Origin of the sequence: Kibdelosporangium phytohabitans (assembly GCF_001302585.1) — a bacterium.
Taxonomy (GTDB): Bacteria; Actinomycetota; Actinomycetes; order Mycobacteriales; family Pseudonocardiaceae; genus Kibdelosporangium; species Kibdelosporangium phytohabitans.
Map to the genome: position 1 here is coordinate 11,274,499 of NZ_CP012752.1, position 20,354 is coordinate 11,294,852.

The following is a 20,354-nucleotide window of genomic DNA, read 5'->3' on the forward strand; positions in this document are numbered from 1 at the left end:
CTCTTTCGTCTGCTCATGCACCACAGACGGACGAAGCCAGCAAGGGCGTTGTACGGGCCGTGATCACGAGTCGGACACTCGTTGGTCACGGAATCCGACGTCCTCGCTGCGCCCGGACGGGCTCAGTCGTCGAACTTGGCGAGGTGCTCGAAGGCCTTCAGGTTGGCGAGCGACTCGCCGCGCGAGGTCCGCCACTCCCATTCGCGCTTGATGGACGAGGCGAAGCCGAGCTCCAGCAGAACGTTGAAGTCGCCGTCCGCGGCTTCGAGGACCTGACCGAGCAGGCGGTCCAGTTCGTCCGGGGTCACCGCGTGCAGGCCGACCCGGCCGAGCAGGTAGACGTCACCGACGTCGTCGATCGTGTAGTGCACGCCGTAGAGCTTGGCGTTGCGGCGCAACAGGAACCGGTAGACCTGCTCGTGCGCCTCGTCCGGGCGGCGGCAGACGAACGCCTCGACGACGAGCGCGTGCGCCCCCACGATCAGCCAGCAGTTGGTGCGCAGCTTCTTCGTGCCCGGCAGGGTCACGAAGTACTTGCCCGGCTCCGGCCGTTCGTAGGCGATCTCCCGTTCCTCCAAAGTGGACTTGATCACCGCGTCCACATCGGTCACGACGCAACCACCTCCCCCTGGAACGCTACCGCAGCGCGGACGTACGCACCGATCAGGTCGTCCGTGGTGCGTTCCCACGAGAACGCGCGCGCGTGTTCAACGGCGCCGTCGGACATCTTCCCGCGCAGCCCGGGGAAACTCAGGCGCGCCAACGCGTTCGCCCATTCGACCGCGGAATGGCCCGGCACCAGCAGCCCCGACACGCCGTCGTCCACCGCGACCCGCAGACCACCGACGTCCGTCGCGACAACCGGCGTACCGCACGCCTGCGCCTCCAGGGCGACGAGCCCGAAGGACTCGTTGTGGCTGGGCACCGCGACCGCGTCCGCCGCGCGGTACACCTGGGCCAGTTCCGGCCCCGGCAGCGGCGGCAGGAACCGCACCACGTCCGCGATCTCCAGCCGCGCGGCCAGGTCCTGCAACGCACGGGGCTGTTCCAGCCCGGTCCCCGACGGGCCGCCGACCACGAGGACGACCAGCCTCGACCGGTCGGCCTTGCCGGCGGCCAGCAGCTGCGCGGCCGCGTGCAGCAGCACGTCCGGCGCCTTCAACGGCTGGATGCGGCCGACGAACGCGAACACCTTCGCGTCCGGCGCGATCCCCAGCGCACGTCGTGCCGCCTGCTGCGAGCCGGGAGTGAACTGTTCGAGGTCGACGCCTGGCGGGACCGTGGTGACCTTGGCCGGGTCCGCGTCGTAGCGGTGGATCAGGTCGTCGGCTTCCATCTCCGTGTTGGCCACCAGGCTGTCGGCCTGGTCGACGACCTGCTGTTCACCGATCTCCCGCGTCCTGGGCTCCGGTGTGTCGTCGGCGGCGAGAGCCGCGTTCTTCACCCTGGCCAGGGTGTGCGCGGTGTGCACGAGCGGGACGCCCCACCGGTCGCGCGCCAACCAGCCGACCTGCCCGGACAGCCAGTAGTGCGAGTGCACGAGGTCGTAGAAGCCGGGCTCGTTGTTCGCCTCGGTCCGCAGCACAGCGGAGGTGAAGGCGCACAGCTGCGCGGGCAGCTCGTTGCGGTCGAGCACCTCGAACGGGCCCGCGTGCACGTGTCGCACCAGAACACCGGGCACCATCTCAGCCACCGGCGGCAAGTCGGACGAGGTGGCCCGCGTGAAGACCTCGACCGCGATCCCGCGTTCGGCCATCCGCGCCGCGGTCTGGGCGATGTACACGTTCATCCCACCGGCGTCACCCGTGCCCGGCTGCTCAAGCGGCGACGTGTGCACGGACAGCAACGCGACCCGGCGTGGTGCGTGCAGCCAGCGGGTCACTCCATCACCTGGTCGGCGAACTCAAGCAACATCTCGTCGAACTCCTCGGTGCGTTCGGCGAAGGGCATGTGCCCCGTCTTTGGGAACCAACGCAGCCGGGCGCCGGGAATCTTCCCGACTGTGTAGTGCGCCACACTCGGGTCGACGACGGCGTCCAGTTCGCCGTGCGCGACCAGCGTCGGCACGGTGATCTGCTGCAGCACGCCGGAGGAGTCGAAATCCCGGCGGAACATGGCACGCCGGACCTGCCACGGCACCCGCAGCGCGTCGCCGACGATCCGCTGGCTGAGCTCACCGGGCAGGTGCCCTTCGGCCATCCCGCGCACGAACTCCGTGAACCCGCGGGTGGCCGCGTCGAGGTCTTCGAGGTTGACGTACGGGACGACGGACCGCATCGCGGTACCGGGCCCGGCGCCCGGCCGGCCGCGGCCGACCTCGACGGCGGCCGAGGCGAACACGATCCCGGCCAGGTCCTGGTCACCGAACGCCCGCAGGTAGTCGGTGATCACGGCACCGCCGTACGACCAGCCGACCAGGATGGCCGGCGTGCCCACCAGGTCGAGCACGGCGGCCACGTCGCTGGCCCACGCCTCCGGGTCGCTGTAGCCGCTGCCGGGGTCTGGCACGTCCGAGTAGCCGTGCCCGCGCAGGTCCGGCGCGGCCAGGCGGTACTTGCTGGTCAGCCGCGGGTCGGCCAGCTGCGCGGAGAACGCGGCGCCGGACTGGGCCCACCCGTGCAGCAGAACGACCGCGGGGGCACCGGGCGGGCCGGCCGTGCGAACGGCCAGCCGGACCCCGGTGCCCCCGGTGACCTGGTGCAGCGTTACTTGATCGCCGACATGCTCTTCCACTTGTCCCACGAGAACAGCCAATCGTTGACGTCCGATGTCGTGGGGAAGGATGCCTTGGATCCGGTGACCTCGACAGGGTCACCGATCTGCGCGACGTCGAACACGGCCTTCGCGTCGGGTTCGAACAGGTTCACGCAGCCGTGCGAGGTGTTGTTCTTGCCGATGTTGGCGCGGTTCTCCTCGTTCTCGTGGATGAACTCGCCGTGGTTGGAGATCCGCACGGCCCACTTCTTCTTGACGTTGGTGTAGCCGTAGCGCGGGTTGGAGAAGTCGCCGACCGCTTCCTTGGCCATCACGATGACCGTGCCGTTCGGCGTGTTCAGGTTCGGGTCGGCGTCCTTGCCGTTGCTCGACGGGTACGTCGCCGCCACGGCGCCGTCCTTGTAGAGCTTGAGGTTGTGGTCGGGCGTGTTGACCTTCCACACCTGGTTCTTGCCGATCTTGAACTTGCTGGTCACGTCCGCGCGGCCGTAGCCGTTGCCGTAGTTGACGCCGTAGAGGTTGGCCGAGACGGTGACCTGCGTGCCCGCCGGCCAGTACTCCTTGGGCCGCCAGTCGACCTGGGTCGCCGACAGCCACGCCCACGATCCCTCGACCTTGCCGGGGGAGGTCTCGATCTTCAGCGCCTTCTCGGCTGCGGCGCGGTCCTTCGGCGCGGCCTCGAACTTCACGCTGACCGGCATGCCGACGCCGACCGTGGCGTTGTCGACCGGGTTGAGCGTGGCGCGGACCTGCTTGGCCGGGGTCATGGTGGTGAAGCTGCCTTTGAGCTCGACGTCCTTGTTGTCGGAGCCCTTGGCCTTCGCGGCGTACGTGTAGGTCTTGCCGTAGCCGAGCCGCTCGGTGTTGGTCCAGCTCAGCTTGTCGGCGGCGATCTCGCCTTCGACCTTCTTGCCCTCCGGGTTGGTGACCGTCGCCTCCGTGAGCGTGCCCTCGGTGACCGAGATCTTGATCGGCTTGAGGACCTCGACCTCCTTGGCCTCGGGGGCCGGGTCGGCGACGATCTTCGCCTTCGGTGCGCTCTCGCTGTCCTTGGGGGCCTCACCGGCGGCGTTGGGGTTGCCGGTCTCGCTCGACGAGCACCCGGTCACGACAAGCGCGGCGGACAACAGGAACGCGCTGATGACCGTTCTTCGTCCTGCCCGCACGTCAACCTCCGTTTGTGTCCGTCCATCTGTTCGTAGAGACGCGCCAAGGCAGATCCGGTGTGTCGAAAGTGACCTGCGTCACAGTGTGACGCCGACCAATACGGGCTCCGCCTCGAGCCGCACCCCGAACACCTTGTGTACCCCGTCACGGACCTCCGCGGCCAATGCGACCAGGTCCGCGGTGGTGCCGTCGCCCCGGTTGGTCAGCGCCAGCGTGTGGCTGTGCGACAGGGACACGCGCCCTCCTGGCCCCGGGTACCCCTTCGCGAAGCCCGCACGCTCGATCAGCCACGCGGCTGACAGCTTTCCGCCACCTTCGGCCGGGTACTGGGGGATCCGCACGTCCGGTCCGACGTGCGCGGCGATCCGCGCGACCGCGTCATCGAGTTCGCCGCGCGGCAGCACCGGGTTGGTGAAGAACGAGCCCGCGCTCCACGTGTCGTGGTCGTCCTCGTCGAGCACCATTCCCTTGCCGCGACGCAGGTCCAGCACGGATTGGCGGACCCGGTCGACCGGCACGCGCTCACCGGGCGCGACGCCGAGCGTGTTGGCCAGTTCCGCGTACCGGATCGGCGCGGACATGCCCGTGTCCGCCAGTTCGAACCGCACGCGCAGCACGACCGCGCGGTTCGTGCCCTTCAACACACTCGTGCGGTAGGCCAGGCCGAGCTGGTCCGCTGTGAGCGTGCGCACCTCGCCGCTGGCGCGGTCGAGCAGGTCGACCGAGACGAGCACCTCGGCCACCTCGACGCCGTACGCGCCGACGTTCTGCACCGGTGTGGCGCCGACGAGACCGGGGATGCCCGACAGGCACTCCAGCCCGCCGAGGCCCGCGGCGACTGTCTTGGCGACGACGTCGTCCCAGTTCTCGCCCGCCTCGGCGGTGAGCTGCACCAGGCCCGGGGTCGTGCAGTCCTCGGTGACGCCCTTGCTCGCGATGTGCACCACAGTGCCGTCGAAGCCCTCGTCGGCCACGAGCACGTTCGAGCCGCCGCCGAGCACCAGCACCGGCTCGCCGGAGGAGTCGGCCCCGCGCACCGCGTCGACCACCTCGCGAGCGGTTCTCGCTTCGATGAACCTGGTCGCCGGACCGCCGAGGCGCAGCGTCGTGTAGCCGCTCAGCGGTATCGCCGAGCGGACGTCAGTGCCGGGACGCGAGGTGGTCACAGGCGTCAACGGTAACCTCCGGTTCATGCCTAGCCGTATGGAGCACCGGGCGAGGTTCGCCGCCCCTGCCGATTCCGTGTACGCCGCGGTCATGGATCCGGCGTTCCTGACCGACCGGCTCGAAGCTCTCGGCGGCAACAACGCTTCCGTGGTCGACCGCACGGAGTCGGCACAGGCCACGACGTTCCGCGTACGCCAGGGGCTTGCCGCGGAACATCTTCCCTCAGCGGTCCGGACCTTGCTCAAGGGCGACCTCGTCGTTGACCGGACTGAGACCTGGCGTGCGGACAAAACCGGCACGGTCAAAGCCGCTGTGCAGGGTGTGCCGGGTGAGATCAACGGCACCATGCGGCTGTCCGACGTGGACGGCGGCAGCGAGTGGGTGACCTCGCTCGAGGTTCGCGTGTCCATCCCGCTCGTCGGCGGCAAGATCGAGAAGTCGATCGGCGAGCAGGTGACGAAACTGCTGGCCAGCGAAGCCGTGTTCACCGAGAAATGGCTCGCGCACCGCGGCTAGCGGCGGGCCGGGCCCGTGCGCTCGGTGTCCCGACGCGCGGCACGACGAACCCGAACCGGCTGCGCAAAGTGGACCGGTGGATGGCCGGGACGCCGTGGGTCGCCTCGGTGCTGACCGGCGCGCCCGATCCGCTCGTGGTCGACCTCGGATACGGCTCGTCGCCGGTGACGACGGTCGAACTCGCGTCCCGGCTGCGCGCGGTCCGGCCGGACGTGCGCGTGCTCGGGCTGGAACTGGACCCGGAACGCGTCGAGGCCGCCAAGGCGTCCGCCGACCCGCCGTCGCTCGACTTCCGCCGCGGCGGGTTCGAACTGGCAGGCGCCCGGCCGGTGCTGCTGCGGGCGTTCAACGTGTTGCGGCAGTACACGGAGCCCGACGCGGCAGCGGCGTGGCAGACCATGTTGGCGCGGCTGGCGCCCGGCGGGCTGCTCGTCGAGGGCACGTGCGACGAGATCGGCAGGCGCTGCTGTTGGGTAACACTGTCAGCGGACGGGCCGTTCGCGTTCACGTTGGCGTGCATGCCCGCGGACCTGTCCCAACCGTCCGATTTGGCCGAACGGCTGCCGAAGTCGTTGATCCACAAGAACATCCCCGGCGAGCGGATCCACGACCTGCTCACCGCGCTCGACACGCACTGGGCCGCGGCGGCGCCGCTGAGCCCGTACGGGCCGAGGGCGCGGTGGGCCGAGGCCGTCCGGCGGCTGGCGGAGTCGTGGCCGGTGCTGGACAACCGGCGGCGCTGGCGGATGGGTGAAGTAACGCTGGCGTGGTCGATATTCCACTAATGTGAGCTGAGTGGATCACGAGACGTACTTGGCACACATCGTCGAGCAGGCCGAGGCACTCAAGGCCGCGGCGGTCGCGGCCGGTCCCTCGGCCCCGGTACCGACCTGTCCGGAGTGGACAGTAAACGACCTGGTCAGGCACATCGCGACCGTGCACAACATGGCGTGCGAGGCGCTGAAGCTGACCCCGGCGGACTCGCGGCCGCCCGCCCCGGATCTCCCCGAGAACTGGGACGACCTGCTCACGTGGTGGGACGGCAAACGCACGGAGATGGTGGCGGCACTCGGCTCGGCGGGCTCCGGTGTCCAAGCGTGGGGCTTCGTACCCGGGACGGGGACATTCGGCTGGTGGGCGCGCCGCCAGGCGCACGAGACAGCAATCCACCGCCTGGACGCCGAACACGCGCACAGCGAGAACATCCCGACGCTGCTGTTCGACCCGGAACTGGCGGCGGACGGAATAGACGAGGCGCTCGTGATGCTGTCGCCGTACCGCGCCCACATGAAACGCCCCGAGGTCACCGTGGAGGGAACGCTCCTGGTCCACGCGGCCGACGCGGGCCGGGCGTGGATGGTGAACGCCGAAGGCGGGGCCGTGAAAGCAGGCCCGATCGAGGACTCAGGGACGGACGCCGACGCGACACTGGCGGGAACAGCGGACGCGGTGTACCGGGCGGCGTGGAAGCGCCCGAGCCACGCGATCCTGACCGGCCGGGAGGAGATGTTGCGGGCGGTCAACGCGGGCTGAGGCAGAATCCCAAGGCATGACCCAGCCCGAACGCCGGTACATGATCACCTTCGGTTGCCCGGACCGGACCGGGATCGTGGCCCGGATCTCGCAGTTCCTCGCCCACGCGGGCGGGTGGATAGTGGAAGCCGCGTACCACACGGACCAGGACACGGGCTGGTTCTTCACCCGGCAGGAAGTGCTGGCGGACTCGTTGCCGTTCGGCATGGAAGCCCTGCGCAGGCAGTTCGCCGAAGTGGCGGCGGAACTCGGCGGCTCGTGGACAGTGACGGACACGGGTGAGCGGCGCAGGGCGGTGATCCTGGTGTCGAAGGAAGGGCACTGCCTCTACGACCTGCTCGGCAGGGTGGCGTCGGGAGAGCTGGACATCGACATCCCAGCGGTGATCGGAAACCACGAAGACCTGGCGAACATCACGCAAGCACACGGAATCCCCTTCCACCACGTGCCCTTCCGCCGTGATGACAAGGAAACCGCGTTCGCCACAGTAAGAGAACTGGTGGCCCAGCACGACCCGCACGCGATAGTGCTGGCCAGGTTCATGCAGATCCTGCCGGCCGCGCTGTGCGAGGAATGGTCAGGCAGGGCGTTGAACATCCACCACAGCTTCCTGCCGTCGTTCGTCGGCGCGAAGCCGTACCACCAAGCACACCAACGCGGCGTCAAACTGGTCGGCGCAACCTGCCACTACGTCACAGCCGAACTGGACGCGGGCCCAATCGTGGAGCAGGACGTGATCCGCGTAGGACACGCGGACAACATCCCGGACATGGTGAGGAAAGGCCGCGACATCGAGAAAGTCGTACTGGCCAGAGGCCTCCGCTGGCACCTGGAAAACCGAGTCCTGGTACACGGAAACAAAACCGTGGTGTTCTAAGCCCAACCAAGCAAGCCAACCAAGCCAACCCACATCGGCTCGCGCGCAAGCAAGTGCAGAGATTTGCGGCATGCGCGCCAGCGCAGACCGTCCCGCAGCGGCGTGCGCGCCAGCGTAGAGGGGTGGTCCGGGGGTGCTCCTGCCCGTCGGCCTGGGCTACGCCAACCACGGACTGTCAGGAGGTCCGCCCACGTTTCTCGCGGCCATCAGCGCAGGCCCTACGGACCTCTTGACAGTCCGTGGTTCCCTCCGGACAGGCCGTCGGGCAGGAGCGCCCGCGCATCGAAGGACACACCCCTGGGGCCCGGGCTGTGGAGACGAAGGACACCGGCCACCCGCTCCTGCCCCGAGGTCTGCTCCCGGCGAGGGACATCTTGTTCCGTGCACTGAACCGCAGCGCTTCGATATGCCCGGGGTGTGGTCCTTGGTCATAGCTGGGATGTGAGCACGGAACAAGCGGGTCCCTCGCCGGGAGGCAGACCTCAAGACAGGAGCCGAGGGTGGGTGTTCTTCCAGACCACAGCCGAGACCTTGGTGTGTGTACTGAGAAGGCGTGGGCGCTCCGCCCGACGGCCTGCCGGAGGCAACCACACGCGTCAAGAGGCCCGTACGACCGCCGCTGATGCCCGCGACAAACGCAGGCGGACCTCCGGACACGTGTGATTGGGCTTCGCCCAGGCCGACGGGCAGGAGCACCCCCGAAGCACCCCTCTGCGCTAACGCGCTCACCGTGGTGGGCTGGGCCACCGCTTGATCGCCGGGTGACTTTGCTCGGGCCGGAAATGGACCGTCCACGCTGGCGCACTCGCCGCCTTGGGCTGGGGCTACTGCTCAACCGATCGGACAACTTTTGTCCGACCAACTGATGGACCGGTCACCGTTGGCGCTCGCCGTGGTGGGTTGGGTGTCGCTCGACCGGCAGGGGCGACCATTGCTTGAGCCGTTCTCGGCCGGTCCGCACTGGCGCGAGCCACAACCACAACCACCTGACCGACCGCACTCGCTAGAACGACTGTGGGCTCAGGTGTTCAGGGCTGTCGCTGCATGCGCGAAAGCCCCGGCCAGTGAAGGCCGGGGCTCTCGGGTCGCCGCTGCTCTTTACTTCTGGGTGGTCTTGTTCGCGGCGGCTGACTTCGTGGTGTTCGTGGTGGTGCTGGTCGTCGTCGTGCGGGGCGTGGCCGGTTTGCGGGCCGGGGCCGTCTTGTTCGCGACCTTGCGGGTGGTGCTGCGGACTTCGTGGGCGACGTCGTCGCCGAGGTCCTCGACGGCTTCCGCTGTCTCGTCCGCCAGCTTCTGGGCCGCGCGGGCGGTCTTCTCGCCGACCGAACGGGTCTTGCGGGTCACCTTCGACAGCACGTCCTCCGCCAGCTCACGGGCGTCGTCCGCCACGTCGCCCGCGCGGGCCTGCACCTGCGCGATGGCGTCTTCCAGCTGGTCGACGACCTTCTTGACCTGCGGCTGGGAGGTGAACTTGGCGACTGCTTCCTCGCCCTGCTCGGCCAGCTTCTTGTACAGTTTCACCGCGGCTTCGGTGTAGTCCTCGACTGCCTTGCGCAGCTCCGCCGGGTCCAGCTTCTCGCGCAGCGAGTTCACGTCGGTCGGCAGGCTCTGCGCCGACTTCTCCGCGCCTTCCTTGGCCTTGCTCACTGCTTCCAGCACGGTCTTGGCGACCAGGTCGCCCGCGCCGACCGCGGCCAGCAGCGAGGTGCGGACGGGTTCGACGGCCTTGCGCACGTCCTCGGTGTTCGGACGGGTCATGGTGAATCACTCCTCAGTGGGTCGCTTGATGTCCACATCGGGCTTATCCACTGTGGACTGTGGTGCCGCTGTTGCCCTGAGTGCCGCGTTCTCCTTGCGGAAGGACTCGTACACGTCCAGCAGCACCTGTTTCTGGCGCTCGTTCAGTTCTTGGTCCGCGCGGATCGCGTCGGCGACCGCGCCGCCGGTCGGCAGGTCGAGGATTCCGGCCTGCACGTACAACGCCTCGGCCGAGATGCGCAGGCCTTTGGCGATCTGCTGCAGGATCTCCGCGCTCGGCTTGCGCAGGCCCCGCTCGATCTGGCTCAGGTACGGGTTGGACACCCCCGCGAGTTTCGACAGCTGGCGCAAGGAGATCTTCGCCGTGTTGCGCTGCTGGCGGATGTACTCGCCGATGTCCCTGCCGAGGTCGGCGACCTTGTCCATCGGCGACTGGTGTTCGTCGGTCACCGTGGTCACCTCCTCTCGACGCTTTCCACGGTAAGCCGGAGTGCTAGCAATTGCAAGCGGGGTGCTTGCAGGCGCTCGGTGGGTTCGGTCACACCGGGCTACAGTGAGGGGCGATGAGCGTGAAGGCGGATGTGGAAGGCACCGCGGCACGACTGCGGAGCCGGCTCGTCCGCGCGCTCGTCCGCAACGGCACGCTCACCGACCCGGCCTGGCGGGACGCCTTCCTCGCGGTCCCGAGGCATGCTTTCCTGCCCCGCTACTTCCGTCAGCGGGCTGGTCGCTGGGAAGCCGTGGCCGCCGGTGACGAGGACTGGCTGACGCAGGTCTACGCCGACCGCGTCCTGGTCACGCAGCTCGACGGCGACAGCGCCAGGTGGGAGGCCGCGCGCCTCGGCGGACCGGTCGTCGGTGCACCGACCTGCTCGTCGAGCATGCCGACCATCATGGCGGTGATGCTGGAAGCGTTGCAGGTCAAGGACGATCATCGCGTCCTCGAAGTCGGTACCGGCACCGGCTACAACGCCGCGTTGCTGTGCGTCCGGCTCGGTGACCAGCTCGTGTCCACAATAGACATCGACGAGTCGCTGGCCGGGCCGGCCGAGCAGCACCTCGCCGACTGCGGCCTGCGCCCGACGTGCGCGGTCGCCGACGGCGTCGACGGCTTACCCGCAGCCGCGCCCTACGACCGCGTGCTGTGCACGTGCGCCGTGCCACGAATCCCGCTTTCCTGGCTGGAGCAGACCCGCCCCGGCGGTGTCGTTGTCACCACGCTCAGCCGTCCGCTCGGCGCGGGACTGGTGCGCATCACGGCCGGAGAAGGCGCGACGGGCACCGGCGAAGTGCTTGCTGACGACGGTCGCTTCATGCCGTTGCGTGCTCCCCATACGCGTGCCATCACGTGGCCGGAGCCGGACGCGCCCGGCAGCGCCCGGCCGACCGCGCTCCCGTCGTCGGTGATCAGCCCGACCAGTCCTTTCGAGTTCTTCGCCGGTCTGGAACTGCCGGACGTGCACGCCGCCGGTGCCTCGACCTACGCGGTGCTGGCCCATCCCGACGGTTCGTGGGCGCGCCACGAGAGCGACTCCGTCGTGCAGTCCGGCCCGCGTCGGCTCTGGGACGAGATGGAGGTCGCCTATGAGCGCTGGCGGCAGCTCGGACAGCCGCGACGCGCCCGGTTCGGCATCACGGTCGACGGACAGGAGCAACGACTCTGGCTCGACGAACCAACCGGCCCGAACCGCTGGCCCCTGCTCTGACCTGCCAGGACTTCGCACGTTTCCGCACGTCGGAAGTCGGGGCCGGCTTTGCCGAGTCTTGACCATGTGGTCACAGTGTCTCGAGGCAACGTAGTCTGAAGGTGTGCCAACGTTCGCCATACTTCTCGTGAAGGTCATCAACTGGGCCGCGCTCCCAGTCGGTGTGTTCGCGTTCGTGCACGCCCTGCTCCAGCGTGCGGACGCGTTCACCGCGATCGACCGGATGACCAAACCGGCATGGCTCGGCATCACCGGTGGCGGAACCGCGGCGCTGGCGCTGTTCTCGTTCGCGGACTTCACCATGATGTTCTGGATCGCGGGCCTGGTCGCGGTGCTCGTCTACATCGTGGACGTGCGGCCCCGCCTGATCGAGGTCCAGCGCGGCAACCGCTGGTGAGCTGGCAGGCGTACGGATCGGGCGCCCCGGTCACGATCGTCGTCCCCGGCCTCGGCGCCACCCCGGGCGAAGCCCGTATCCCCGCCTCCGGCCTGCCCGGAACACGGATCGTGCTCACCCTGCCTTCGCACGGTGACGAACCCGACGCGGCGGAAGGCTACTGGAGCTACCAGCGGATCGCCGACGACGTGCTGCGAGTCGCCGACGAGGTGAAAGCGCAGAAAGCCATCGGCGTGTCACTCGGCGCCGGCGCGCTGACCAGGATCGCCGCCGAGAACCCGGACCGGTTCGACCGGATCGCGTTGCTGCTGCCCGCCGTTCTCGACCAGCCCAGGTCAGCCGAAGTCCAGTCGGTGCTGCACAAGCAGACCAGCGAGGACGAGATCGCCAAGACGCTGCCGGACGGTTACGCGCTCGGTGACTACGTGCAGGCCCGAGCCAAGGCGCTGCGCAGGCTCACCGCGGCGATCGACCAGCTGTCCGGCCAGTTCCCCATCGCCGACCGGGAAGCGTTGCGGCACGTCACCGCGCCGACCCTGGTGATCGGCGCGGTCGGGGACCCGCTGCACCCGGCCGGGATCGCCGAGGCCACCGCGGCCGCGTTCGGCAAAGGTGAGCTGGAGCTGTTCGACTCGCCCGCGCCCATGATCACTCACCGGGCACAGCTGCGCGAGCTGCTGCAAGTAGCCTGGCAGGCGTGACTTGGACAATTGCCGGCTCACTGCAGGTGTCCCGGGCGACTGACCGCACCGACCTGCTCGGCGCGCCCGTCGCCACCGCACTGGCCGCACTCGACCCGAGCGACGCGGCCCGCGTCGGGGTCGCCCAGATCGACCCGGACCTCGCCGACACCGCCCAGTTCTGCGAGGCGTACGGCTCACCGCTGGACGCGTCGGCCAACTGCGTCGTCGTCTCGGGGAAACGCGCTGGTGAGGAGCGGTTCGCCGCGTGCATGGTGCTCGCGACGACCCGCGCCGACGTCAACGGGGTGGTCCGCCGCAGGCTGGACGTGCGCAAAGCGTCCTTCGCGCCGATGGACACCGCGGTCGACCTGACCGGCATGGAGTACGGCGGCATCACCCCGCTCGGCGTGCCCGACGGCTGGCCGCTGCTGATCGACCAGGCTGTGGCGGTCGCGCCGGAGCTGGTGATCGGCAGCGGGATCCGCGGCAGCAAGATCCTGGTCCCCGGCGAGGTGCTGGTGAAGTTCCCCGGTGCCGAGGTGATCGAGGGGCTAGGTCGCTGAGTACTTCCGGAGCAACGCCACGGCTTCGTCGACGTCGTCGGTGACGAGGATCCACTCCTCCGCGTCACGCCCCCGCGCCAGCTGTTGCACCAGCGGCGCGGCGGGTACGTCGGTCGTCCAGAAGTCCTTGTCCAGGAACACCATCGGCGCGGCCGGGCCGACCGAGGTGTAGTGGTTCTGCGTGTAGTCCTGGAAGACTTCCTGCACGGTCCCCGCACTTCCCGGCGTGTACACCACACCGGCGGTCGCCACGGTCAGCAACCCGTCCTCACGGACCGAGTTCGCGAAGTACTTGGCGTGCCAGTGGCACGCGGGGTTGGGCGGCTCGTGGCCGTAGAACCACGTGGGAATCCCGATTGTGAGCGGCTCGGTGTCCGGCAGGTCGGGCGCGAGCCCGGCGGCCAGCCACTGGCCGATCCCGGCGGCGTCCGAGCCGAACTTCGGCGCCTTGGCCAGGTCGGCGTGCAGTTCTTCGATGTGGTCCGGCATCCGGACGCCGTACGGGACCGCTTCCATGGCGCCGGGCCCGCCGCCGGTCAGCACCGTGAACCCCGCACGGCCCAGCGCCGCGCCGAGCCGCATCGCGGCCAGGTAGCCGGGTGAGTCCCGTTTCAGCGCGTGCCCGCCCATCACGGCCACCGGCGGCAAACCGCAGGCGGCGAGCACCTCGCCCAGCGCGCTCGTGATCGAGTGGTCGTGCAGGCGTTCAGCCAGGGCGTGCAACGGATCCGGCGTACGGCCCTGCGCCTTGCTGTGCCCGTAGATCCGGGCATCCGGAGTGTCCGCATAGGACTCCGGACGGGCCGGGTCGAAGCCGTCGAACAGCTCGGCCGGGGTGTACAGGGTGGTCCGGTAGACGCGGTACGGCAAAGCGGGGATGTCCGGGAACAGCAACGCCCCCGCTGCCTCGGCCTTCCGCCTGGACTTGCCCGACAACTCGCAGCCGAGCAGGACCGCGCCGTCCAGCGCCGTGCGGAGCAGGTCGTCCTCGCCGGTCAGGTCCAGCCCGACGAGGACAGCGTCGCGCAGGTCCTGACCGGCGGCGCGGTGTTCGCGCAGTGCCTCAACGGTTGTGATCTCGGTCCGCACCCGCGCAGCTTACTTCGGCGGATCCCAGTGGCGGAGCGTTCCGGAGTAGATCGTCGCTCCGGCCGCGTCGAGCAGTTTCGCGGTCGCCGCAACGGCCGGGCGGTCCTTGCGCGCGGGATCGAGAGGGACGCCGTCCGGGATGATCACCGCGAAGGTGCCGTTGCTGACAACGGGTTCGGCTTTCACACCGTTGGCGAACTCGATCTGCATCCGTGCCGTGCTCATGGGTACGGCACCGCCGATCGTCGTCTTCGCGCCGAACAGGCCCGTGGAGAACGCGAGTGGTTCGTCCGGCTGGAGATCGAAAACAGGTGGGCCTGCCTTGAAGGCGGCAGTCGACTCCAGGTTGTCCAGGCGGTCCGTGGCGCACACCCCGAGCCTCGCAGTGCCGCGGGTCACGATGAGCAATGATTTGTCCTGGCGAATCACCGCACTGGAACCGTAGGCGCTCTGCGGAGGCAGCGCGAATCCGGCGTGCAGGGTGCAGCGGTCCGAGGGCGGCGCCGGCCAGGGGCGGTCGACCATGTCGATCTCCGGGGTGGGTGCCTGAGGCAGCGAGCTGTGCGTCTGCGGTGGTTGCGCGTAGGGATCCTGACTCCACCCGATCGTCAGCTTGCTCGTGGAATCCCCCCGCGAAGGGGCGATGAACGCGCCTGTGCCGCGGTCCGCGTCCAGCGCCATCGGCCCGCCCTCCGGCCCGGCGAGGTACGCGGCTGGCCAGGTCGTCTCGACGACGCCTGCGAGGATGCCGTTGTCCGTCGCCAGCAGAGCGGCCGCGCGGACACCTTCGGCGTAGCGGAGGGTGGCTCCTGGCTTCGACATCGTCACTGTCGCAGGTGTGGTCTGGCAGAAGAACGGTGACTTCGGGCTGCTCGGGGTGATCATGCCGACGACAACGAGTTCGCTCGCCGTCAGCGCCCGCGTGAGGCGCCAGGTCGACCGCGGTGGGTACACATCGGTCTTGCCTGATCTCTCGACCGCGGCCCAGCAACGGTCCATCGCGAGGTCGTACTCGTTCTGCGCCTGCGCGGGCGCGACCGACGCCTCCGACCTGGTCGTGACCACCACGGCAGCGGTGGCGAGCAGGGCGACACCGGCGGCGACGGCGATCGGCACGCCGCGCTTCGGCTTGCGGATCCGCTGCTGGACCTTGTCGCGGACGCGGTTGCGGACGTCGTCGGGTATCTCGCCGTACGGCGGCAGGTTCAGGTCGGTCATGACGTCTCCTCAAGCTTCGCGCGCAGCCGCGCCCTCGCCCGTGACAAGGTCGCTCGGACCGTGGACTCGGTGACTCCCAGTAGTTCGGCCGCGTCCGCGACGGACACGTCCCCCAGCAGGCACAGCTCGACCGCCCGGTGCTCGGAACGCGGCAACTCGGCGATGGCCGCCAGGACGAGCCGCAGACGCTGCGCGTCGGCCTGCTGGTCCGTGACCTGGTCGGCGTGGTCCGGCACGACTTCCAGCGGCACCCTGCGCAACGCCCGCGAGAACCTGCTCAGCCTGCGGTGCTCCGTGCGCGCCAGATTCCCGGCGACGGTGTAGAGCCACGGCAACGCGCTGTCACGAACGAGCATGACGGACGACCGCTTGCGCCAGGCGATGCAGAACGTCTCGGCGGCCAGGTCCTCGGCCAGCGCCGGGGAGGCGGTGAGCCGGTAGCAGTACTTCCACACGGCATCGATGTGCCGTTCGAAGAGCGCGCCGAACGCGGCTTCGTCTGCCTGCCGCCACAACGCGCTGTCGGGTACGGCCGTGTCACCTGGCGGTATCCGCACGGTCGCCCCCTCTGCGATGGTCATGCTTGTTTGTGGCCGGTTGGAGCCCCGCGCTGCGGGAAAGTTTCGCGTTAGGCTCCCGCGGTGGAGAACATTCGCGCTCGCGTGGTCAGGTTCGCCGATCCGGACGGTCACGTCCACATCGGAGTCACCGAGGGCGAGGTGATCAGACGGCTGCCGCAGGGGCTGCTGATCGCGGACCTGCTGCGGGTCCAGGTGGACGTCATGCGCGAGACACTGGCCCAGCCAGGCCCGGTGGTCCCGGTCGACAGTGTCCGGCTGCTCACCCCGATGGACGGCCTGATGGAACTGTGGGCGGCGGGCGTGACCTACGAGCGCTCCCGCGACGCACGCGTCGAGGAAACCTCGGAGCCGACCGTCTACGACCGGATCTACAACGCCGAACGACCCGAACTGTTCTTCAAGTCCCCGGCGTGGCGGGTGGTGACCGACAACGAGCCGATCGCGGTCCGTGAGGACTCGGCGGTCAACGTGCCCGAACCGGAACTGGGCCTCGTGATCAACGCGCACGGTGAGATCGCCGGATACGTCGTGGTCAACGACGTCAGCTCGCGCTCGATCGAAGGCGACAACCCGCTCTACCTGCCGCAGGCCAAGATCTACGCGGGCAGCAGCGCCGTGTCGGCCGGGATCGTGCCGGCGTGGCTGACCGGCACCGACGACTTGGAGATCGCGATGTGGGTGCACCGCGGCGGTGTGGTGGCGTTCGAAGGCCGCACGTCGACCGCGTTCTTCCACCGCCCGGTGGCCGGGCTGGTGCCGTACCTGACGACGCACCTGCGGTTCCCGGACGGCGTCGTGCTGTCCACCGGGACGGGGATCGTGCCGGAGTTGGATTTCGACCTGAAACCCGGCGACACGGTGGAGATCAGGATCGCGAACGTGGGCAGCCTGACCAACACGGTGCTGCACACCCGCGAATGGCTGGATAGCGTTGGGCCATGATCGCTCGTGAGATCCGGTTGGCCGCGCGGCCAACCGGAATGCCCAAGCCGTCGGACTTCGAGATCGCCGAGGTCGAGGTGCCCTCGCCAGGAGAGGGCCAGATCCTGGTCCGCAACAAGGTCCTCAGCGTCGACCCGTACATGCGCGGCCGGATGAGCGACGCGCCGAACTACGCCGAGTCCTACCGCGTCGGCGAGGTCATGTGGGGCCGCGCGATCGGGGAGGTCGTCGAATCCTCGGTGGACTCGCTCCGGCCCGGCGACTTCGTGATGCACGGCCTGGGCTGGCGGGAGTACGCGACACCCGAGGCCGACGAGGTACGGAAAGTCGACCCCGAGGTGGCGCCGCTCAGCGCGTACCTCGGCGTGCTCGGCATGACGGGCCTGACGGCATACGCGGGAATGGTCGACATCGCCGGGATCAAGGAAGGCGACCACGTCTTCGTGTCCGGGGCAGCGGGCGCGGTGGGTTCCGTGGCGGGCCAGATCGCCAAGCTGCGCGGCGCGGCCCGAGTGGTCGGCTCGGCGGGGTCGGCGGAGAAGGTCCGGTACCTCAAGGAAGAACTCGGACTCGACGAAGCCTTCAACTACAAGGACGGCCCAGTCGCCGCCCAGTTGCAGACAGCGGCACCGGACGGCGTCGACGTGTACTTCGACAACGTCGGCGGCGACCACCTCGAAGCCGCCATCGGCGCGATGAACATGAACGGCAGAGCAGCCCTGTGCGGCTGGATCTCGCAGTACAACGCCACTTCACCACCCGTCGGACCGAACAACATGGGCCGGATCGTCGGCTGGCGGTTGCGGTTGCAGGGCTTCATCGTGACCGACCACAACGACCGCATGCCCGAGTTCCTCGCCGAGGCAGGCGAATGGGTGCGGACAGGTCGGCTGAAGTACGCCGAGACAATCGTGGAGGGATTCGAGCACACGCCGGACGCCTTCATGGACATGTTGGCGGGCAAGAACACCGGCAAGATGGTCGTGTCACTTTAGGCTACGCGGGTCTTGTCCGGCTGGCCCGTGTCGCGGCGATGATCCCTCCGAAAAATCTCGCTGTCCACAACTGACCAGTAACCCCCTTGGCCAGCCGTCACCCCGTTAGACTGGAGCAGGGACGCCCCCCGGGTTGGGTGGGGGACTGTATGTATAGGTGTAGGGCGGTTTCTTCGAAGTTGGTGTTGTGGCCGCGTTTTGGCTTGGTTTATGCGCGCGTTGTGGGTTTGGTTCGTGGTGTCCAGCTTGCGCTGGTTGATCTCGGGTCTGTGCAGCTTGCCGGGGTTGGCTTCGGCTTGTGTTGACTGCGCAGGGCGGTGCTTGGGGTTGGCTTCGGCTTGTGCTGCCAGCACAGGGTGGTGCTTGGGGTTGGTTGCGGGTTGCGCGGCCAGCGCAGAGGGGTGCTTCGGGGGTGCTCCTGCCCGTCGCCCTGGGCGTAGCCCAATCACACGTGTCCAGAGGTCCGCCTGCGTTTGTCGCGGGCGTCAGCGCAGGCACAACGGGCCTCTTGACGCGTGTGGTTGCCTCCGGCAGGCCGCCGGGCAGGAGCGCCCACGCCTTCTCAGTACACACACCGAGGAGTTCAAGCATCCGGCAGGAAGAACACACACCCTCGACTCCTGCCTTGAGGTCTGCCTCCCGGCGAGGGACCCGCTTGTTCCGTGCTCACATCCCAGCTATGACCCGGTGTGTCGAACGCTGCGGTTCAGTGCACGGAACAAGATGTCCCTCGCCGGGAGCAGACCTCGGAGCAGGAGCGGGTGGCCGGTGTCCTTCGTCTCCACAGCCCCGGCCCCAGGGGTGTGTCCTTCGATGCGCGGGCGCTCCTGCCCGACGACCTGCCCGGAGGGAACCACGGACTGTCAAGAGGTCCGTTGGGCCTGCACTGATGCCCGCAAGAAACGTAGGCGGACCTCCTGACAATCCGTGGTTGGCGTAGCCCAGGCCGACGGGCAGGAGCACCCCCGAACCACCCCTCTACGCTGGCGCGCACGCCGCTGCGGGACGGTCTGCGCTGCTTGGGCGCGAGCCGCTCGGGGCCGGTTCTGCTCTAGCGCGCTCGCTGTGAACCCCTGCGTTTGCGCGCTCGCCGCGAACTCGGCCCTGGCGTGCGAGTCGATCGGGGCCATTCTGCGCTGGGGCGCACGCCGCGAAACCCCCTGTACTCGCTTGCGCGCGAGCCGCTGTGGGTTGGTTCTGCGCTGGCGGCACAACCGATGCGGGCTTGGTCCACGCTGGTGCGCTAGCCGCAAACCTCCTGCGCCTGTGCGCGAGCTGCCTCCGGCTGGCTGTTGCTCAGTCCGAAGGCAGCTGCTTTGTCGCTGCGAGGCCTGCGAGGACCCAGTCGGCTACTTCGCGTGCGGTTTCTTCGACGGGGGTGTGGGTTGTGTCGAGTAGGCGCATTGGGGGTTTCATGCTTGCTGCTTCGCGCTGGACCCAGTCGTTGAACTCCAGCATCTCGTCGATGCGGGGTTCGTCCCACTCCCGCCAGGCCGGGCGGGCGCGCAGGCGTTCGCGCATCACCAGTCTGTCGCAGGTCAGCGCCAGGTAGTGGACGTCGCCGAGCAGTGGTCGTTCGGGGATCTCCTCGAACTGCACCGGCACCACTGTCCCGCAGAGCACCACTGGTCTTCCGCTCTGGTGGATCATCCCCACCATCCGCAGCCAGGTCGACCGGAACAGCTGGAAGTCGTTGTGCGGGTCGCGCAGTCCCGCTGTCCACAGCACGTCCTGCTCCAGCACCACCACCCGGTCGCCGAGCATGCTCGTGAGCAGCCTGCTCACCGTCGACTTCCCTGTTCCGCTTGGTCCGGTCAGCGCGAACATCGGCAACCGCAGGAACGGCTGCCGATGCCCGCACTCCTCGCAGACCAGGACAGGCTCATCCGCCAGGACCACGGGCACGTCCATTCTCGTGCCGCAGCCCATGCAGATCTTCAGGTCCACCGGTGCCTTGATCAGTCGAAGAGCTCTTCCAGGAAGCTCTTCCTCTTGCGCTTGTGGCCGTATCCACCGCCGTGGCCGCCGTAAGGCGGGGGCGAGTCGCCGCGGTGGCCGTAGCCGCCGCCGTACGGGGGCGCCGAGTCCCTGTGGCCGCCGCGGTACGGCGGGGCCGAGTCCCGGTGACCACCGCGGTACGGCGGGGCGGAGTCGCCACCTCGGTACATGGGCGGTGGGGCGGCGGGCATCGGCGGCGCGTACTGCTGCTGGTAGCGCTGCTCCGCGTTCAGGATCTGCTCCAGTTCACCGCGGTCGAGGAAGATCCCGCGGCAGCCCTGGCACTGATCGATGTGGACGCCACCACGATCGACGGTCTGCATCGTGTTCTGACACTTCGGGCAAATCACACCCTCCAGACTACTTATGGTCGAAGCCGCATGCTCGTATGTGGCTCGTATCGCCACTCGGATTCTTCGGAGTGTGTAGTTCTCGCACATAGCCCTCCC

Annotated in this window: 22 protein-coding genes; 10 read left to right on the forward strand and 12 right to left on the reverse strand. The window is 68.7% G+C overall.

The features are described 5' to 3' along the window. Positions 1-122: 122 nt before the first annotated feature. The 5 genes from AOZ06_RS50605 to AOZ06_RS50625 form a co-directional block, all read right to left on the reverse strand. On the reverse strand, positions 123-602 hold the full coding sequence (locus AOZ06_RS50605) for a type III secretion system chaperone family protein (RefSeq protein ID WP_417999985.1): 480 nt from the start codon (positions 600-602) through the stop codon (positions 123-125). Positions 603-607: 5 nt separating this feature from the next. Beyond that, complete coding sequence (gene mshA / locus AOZ06_RS50610) at positions 608-1,882, reverse strand: D-inositol-3-phosphate glycosyltransferase (RefSeq protein WP_054295912.1); 1,275 nt, start codon at positions 1,880-1,882, stop codon at positions 608-610. Next, the gene (locus AOZ06_RS50615; protein WP_236951990.1) at positions 1,879-2,733 is read right to left on the reverse strand and encodes an alpha/beta fold hydrolase; all 855 of its coding nucleotides are present in this window, start codon (positions 2,731-2,733) and stop codon (positions 1,879-1,881) included. The genes mshA and AOZ06_RS50615 overlap by 4 nt, the downstream gene beginning before the upstream one ends. Next, complete coding sequence (locus AOZ06_RS50620; RefSeq protein WP_054295913.1) at positions 2,706-3,881, reverse strand: L,D-transpeptidase; 1,176 nt, start codon at positions 3,879-3,881, stop codon at positions 2,706-2,708. The genes AOZ06_RS50615 and AOZ06_RS50620 overlap by 28 nt, the downstream gene beginning before the upstream one ends. Before the next feature lie 78 nt (positions 3,882-3,959). Beyond that, entirely contained in the window at positions 3,960-5,057 is a 1,098-nt protein-coding gene (locus tag AOZ06_RS50625) for a UDP-N-acetylmuramate dehydrogenase (RefSeq protein WP_225954452.1), read from the reverse strand. A 16-nt stretch (positions 5,058-5,073) separates the two neighbouring features. On the opposite strand from AOZ06_RS50625, the gene AOZ06_RS50630 reads away from it, so the two are divergent. From AOZ06_RS50630 to purU, 4 genes are read left to right on the forward strand one after another with little or no spacing between them, the layout of a single operon-like run. Further along, positions 5,074-5,565 (forward strand): DUF2505 domain-containing protein, encoded by a 492-nt coding sequence (locus AOZ06_RS50630; RefSeq protein ID WP_054295914.1) that lies wholly within the window; start codon positions 5,074-5,076, stop codon positions 5,563-5,565. Beyond that, positions 5,544-6,350, forward strand: a complete 807-nt coding sequence (locus AOZ06_RS50635) for a class I SAM-dependent methyltransferase (RefSeq protein WP_054295915.1) — start codon at positions 5,544-5,546, stop codon at positions 6,348-6,350. Before AOZ06_RS50630 ends, AOZ06_RS50635 begins: the two co-directional genes overlap by 22 nt. Positions 6,351-6,360: 10 nt before the next feature. Then, complete coding sequence (locus tag AOZ06_RS50640; RefSeq protein WP_063810260.1) at positions 6,361-7,098, forward strand: maleylpyruvate isomerase family mycothiol-dependent enzyme; 738 nt, start codon at positions 6,361-6,363, stop codon at positions 7,096-7,098. Between the two features lie 16 nt (positions 7,099-7,114). After that, positions 7,115-7,975: a formyltetrahydrofolate deformylase gene (gene purU, locus AOZ06_RS50645; RefSeq protein WP_054295916.1), complete on the forward strand. Its 861-nt coding sequence runs from the start codon at positions 7,115-7,117 to the stop codon at positions 7,973-7,975. Positions 7,976-9,073: 1,098 nt separating this feature from the next. On the opposite strand, the gene AOZ06_RS50650 is transcribed toward purU, so the two are convergent. Both AOZ06_RS50650 and AOZ06_RS50655 read right to left on the reverse strand, forming a co-directional pair. After that, entirely contained in the window at positions 9,074-9,733 is a 660-nt protein-coding gene (locus AOZ06_RS50650) for a hypothetical protein (RefSeq protein WP_054295917.1), read from the reverse strand. Positions 9,734-9,739: 6 nt separating this feature from the next. Further along, positions 9,740-10,159, reverse strand: coding sequence for a helix-turn-helix domain-containing protein (locus AOZ06_RS50655; RefSeq protein ID WP_054297512.1), 420 nt, complete (start codon positions 10,157-10,159; stop codon positions 9,740-9,742). 137 nt (positions 10,160-10,296) lie between these two features. On the opposite strand from AOZ06_RS50655, the gene tgmC reads away from it, so the two are divergent. The 4 genes from tgmC (at position 10,297) to AOZ06_RS50675 (ending at position 13,082) form a co-directional block, all read left to right on the forward strand. Beyond that, a complete protein-coding gene (tgmC, locus tag AOZ06_RS50660; protein ID WP_054295918.1) occupies positions 10,297-11,439 on the forward strand; it encodes an ATP-grasp peptide maturase system methyltransferase in 1,143 nt (380 codons plus the stop codon). 103 nt (positions 11,440-11,542) lie between these two features. Then, positions 11,543-11,836 (forward strand): DUF2516 family protein, encoded by a 294-nt coding sequence (locus AOZ06_RS50665; protein ID WP_054295919.1) that lies wholly within the window; start codon positions 11,543-11,545, stop codon positions 11,834-11,836. Continuing rightward, positions 11,833-12,537: an alpha/beta fold hydrolase gene (locus AOZ06_RS50670; protein WP_157233692.1), complete on the forward strand. Its 705-nt coding sequence runs from the start codon at positions 11,833-11,835 to the stop codon at positions 12,535-12,537. The genes AOZ06_RS50665 and AOZ06_RS50670 overlap by 4 nt, the downstream gene beginning before the upstream one ends. After that, the gene (locus AOZ06_RS50675; RefSeq protein WP_054295920.1) at positions 12,534-13,082 is read left to right on the forward strand and encodes a YbaK/EbsC family protein; all 549 of its coding nucleotides are present in this window, start codon (positions 12,534-12,536) and stop codon (positions 13,080-13,082) included. Before AOZ06_RS50670 ends, AOZ06_RS50675 begins: the two co-directional genes overlap by 4 nt. On the opposite strand, the gene AOZ06_RS50680 is transcribed toward AOZ06_RS50675, so the two are convergent. Genes AOZ06_RS50680 through AOZ06_RS50690 form a run of 3 tightly spaced genes read right to left on the reverse strand, consistent with a single transcriptional unit; the run spans position 13,071 to position 15,970 of the window. Beyond that, complete coding sequence (locus AOZ06_RS50680) at positions 13,071-14,171, reverse strand: LOG family protein (RefSeq protein ID WP_054295921.1); 1,101 nt, start codon at positions 14,169-14,171, stop codon at positions 13,071-13,073. The two genes, AOZ06_RS50675 and AOZ06_RS50680, sit on opposite strands and share 12 nt — an antisense overlap. Positions 14,172-14,180: 9 nt before the next feature. Beyond that, positions 14,181-15,389 carry a hypothetical protein gene (locus tag AOZ06_RS50685; RefSeq protein ID WP_054295922.1) on the reverse strand — a complete coding sequence of 403 codons (1,209 nt, stop codon included), beginning with the start codon at positions 15,387-15,389 and terminating at the stop codon, positions 14,181-14,183. Next, entirely contained in the window at positions 15,386-15,970 is a 585-nt protein-coding gene (locus tag AOZ06_RS50690) for an RNA polymerase sigma factor (RefSeq protein WP_054295923.1), read from the reverse strand. The genes AOZ06_RS50685 and AOZ06_RS50690 overlap by 4 nt, the downstream gene beginning before the upstream one ends. A 60-nt stretch (positions 15,971-16,030) precedes the next feature. On the opposite strand from AOZ06_RS50690, the gene AOZ06_RS50695 reads away from it, so the two are divergent. Together AOZ06_RS50695 and AOZ06_RS50700 are read left to right on the forward strand one after the other, a co-directional pair. Next, positions 16,031-16,912 carry a fumarylacetoacetate hydrolase family protein gene (locus tag AOZ06_RS50695; protein WP_236951992.1) on the forward strand — a complete coding sequence of 294 codons (882 nt, stop codon included), beginning with the start codon at positions 16,031-16,033 and terminating at the stop codon, positions 16,910-16,912. Further along, positions 16,909-17,907: an NADP-dependent oxidoreductase gene (locus tag AOZ06_RS50700; protein ID WP_054295924.1), complete on the forward strand. Its 999-nt coding sequence runs from the start codon at positions 16,909-16,911 to the stop codon at positions 17,905-17,907. Before AOZ06_RS50695 ends, AOZ06_RS50700 begins: the two co-directional genes overlap by 4 nt. A 1,296-nt stretch (positions 17,908-19,203) precedes the next feature. Here AOZ06_RS50700 and AOZ06_RS50705 read toward each other — a convergent pair. After that, positions 19,204-19,836 carry an AAA family ATPase gene (locus AOZ06_RS50705; RefSeq protein WP_054297515.1) on the reverse strand — a complete coding sequence of 211 codons (633 nt, stop codon included), beginning with the start codon at positions 19,834-19,836 and terminating at the stop codon, positions 19,204-19,206. A gap of 29 nt (positions 19,837-19,865) precedes the next feature. Next, on the reverse strand, positions 19,866-20,255 hold the full coding sequence (locus AOZ06_RS50710; protein ID WP_257721449.1) for a TFIIB-type zinc ribbon-containing protein: 390 nt from the start codon (positions 20,253-20,255) through the stop codon (positions 19,866-19,868). Positions 20,256-20,354 lie beyond the last annotated feature (99 nt).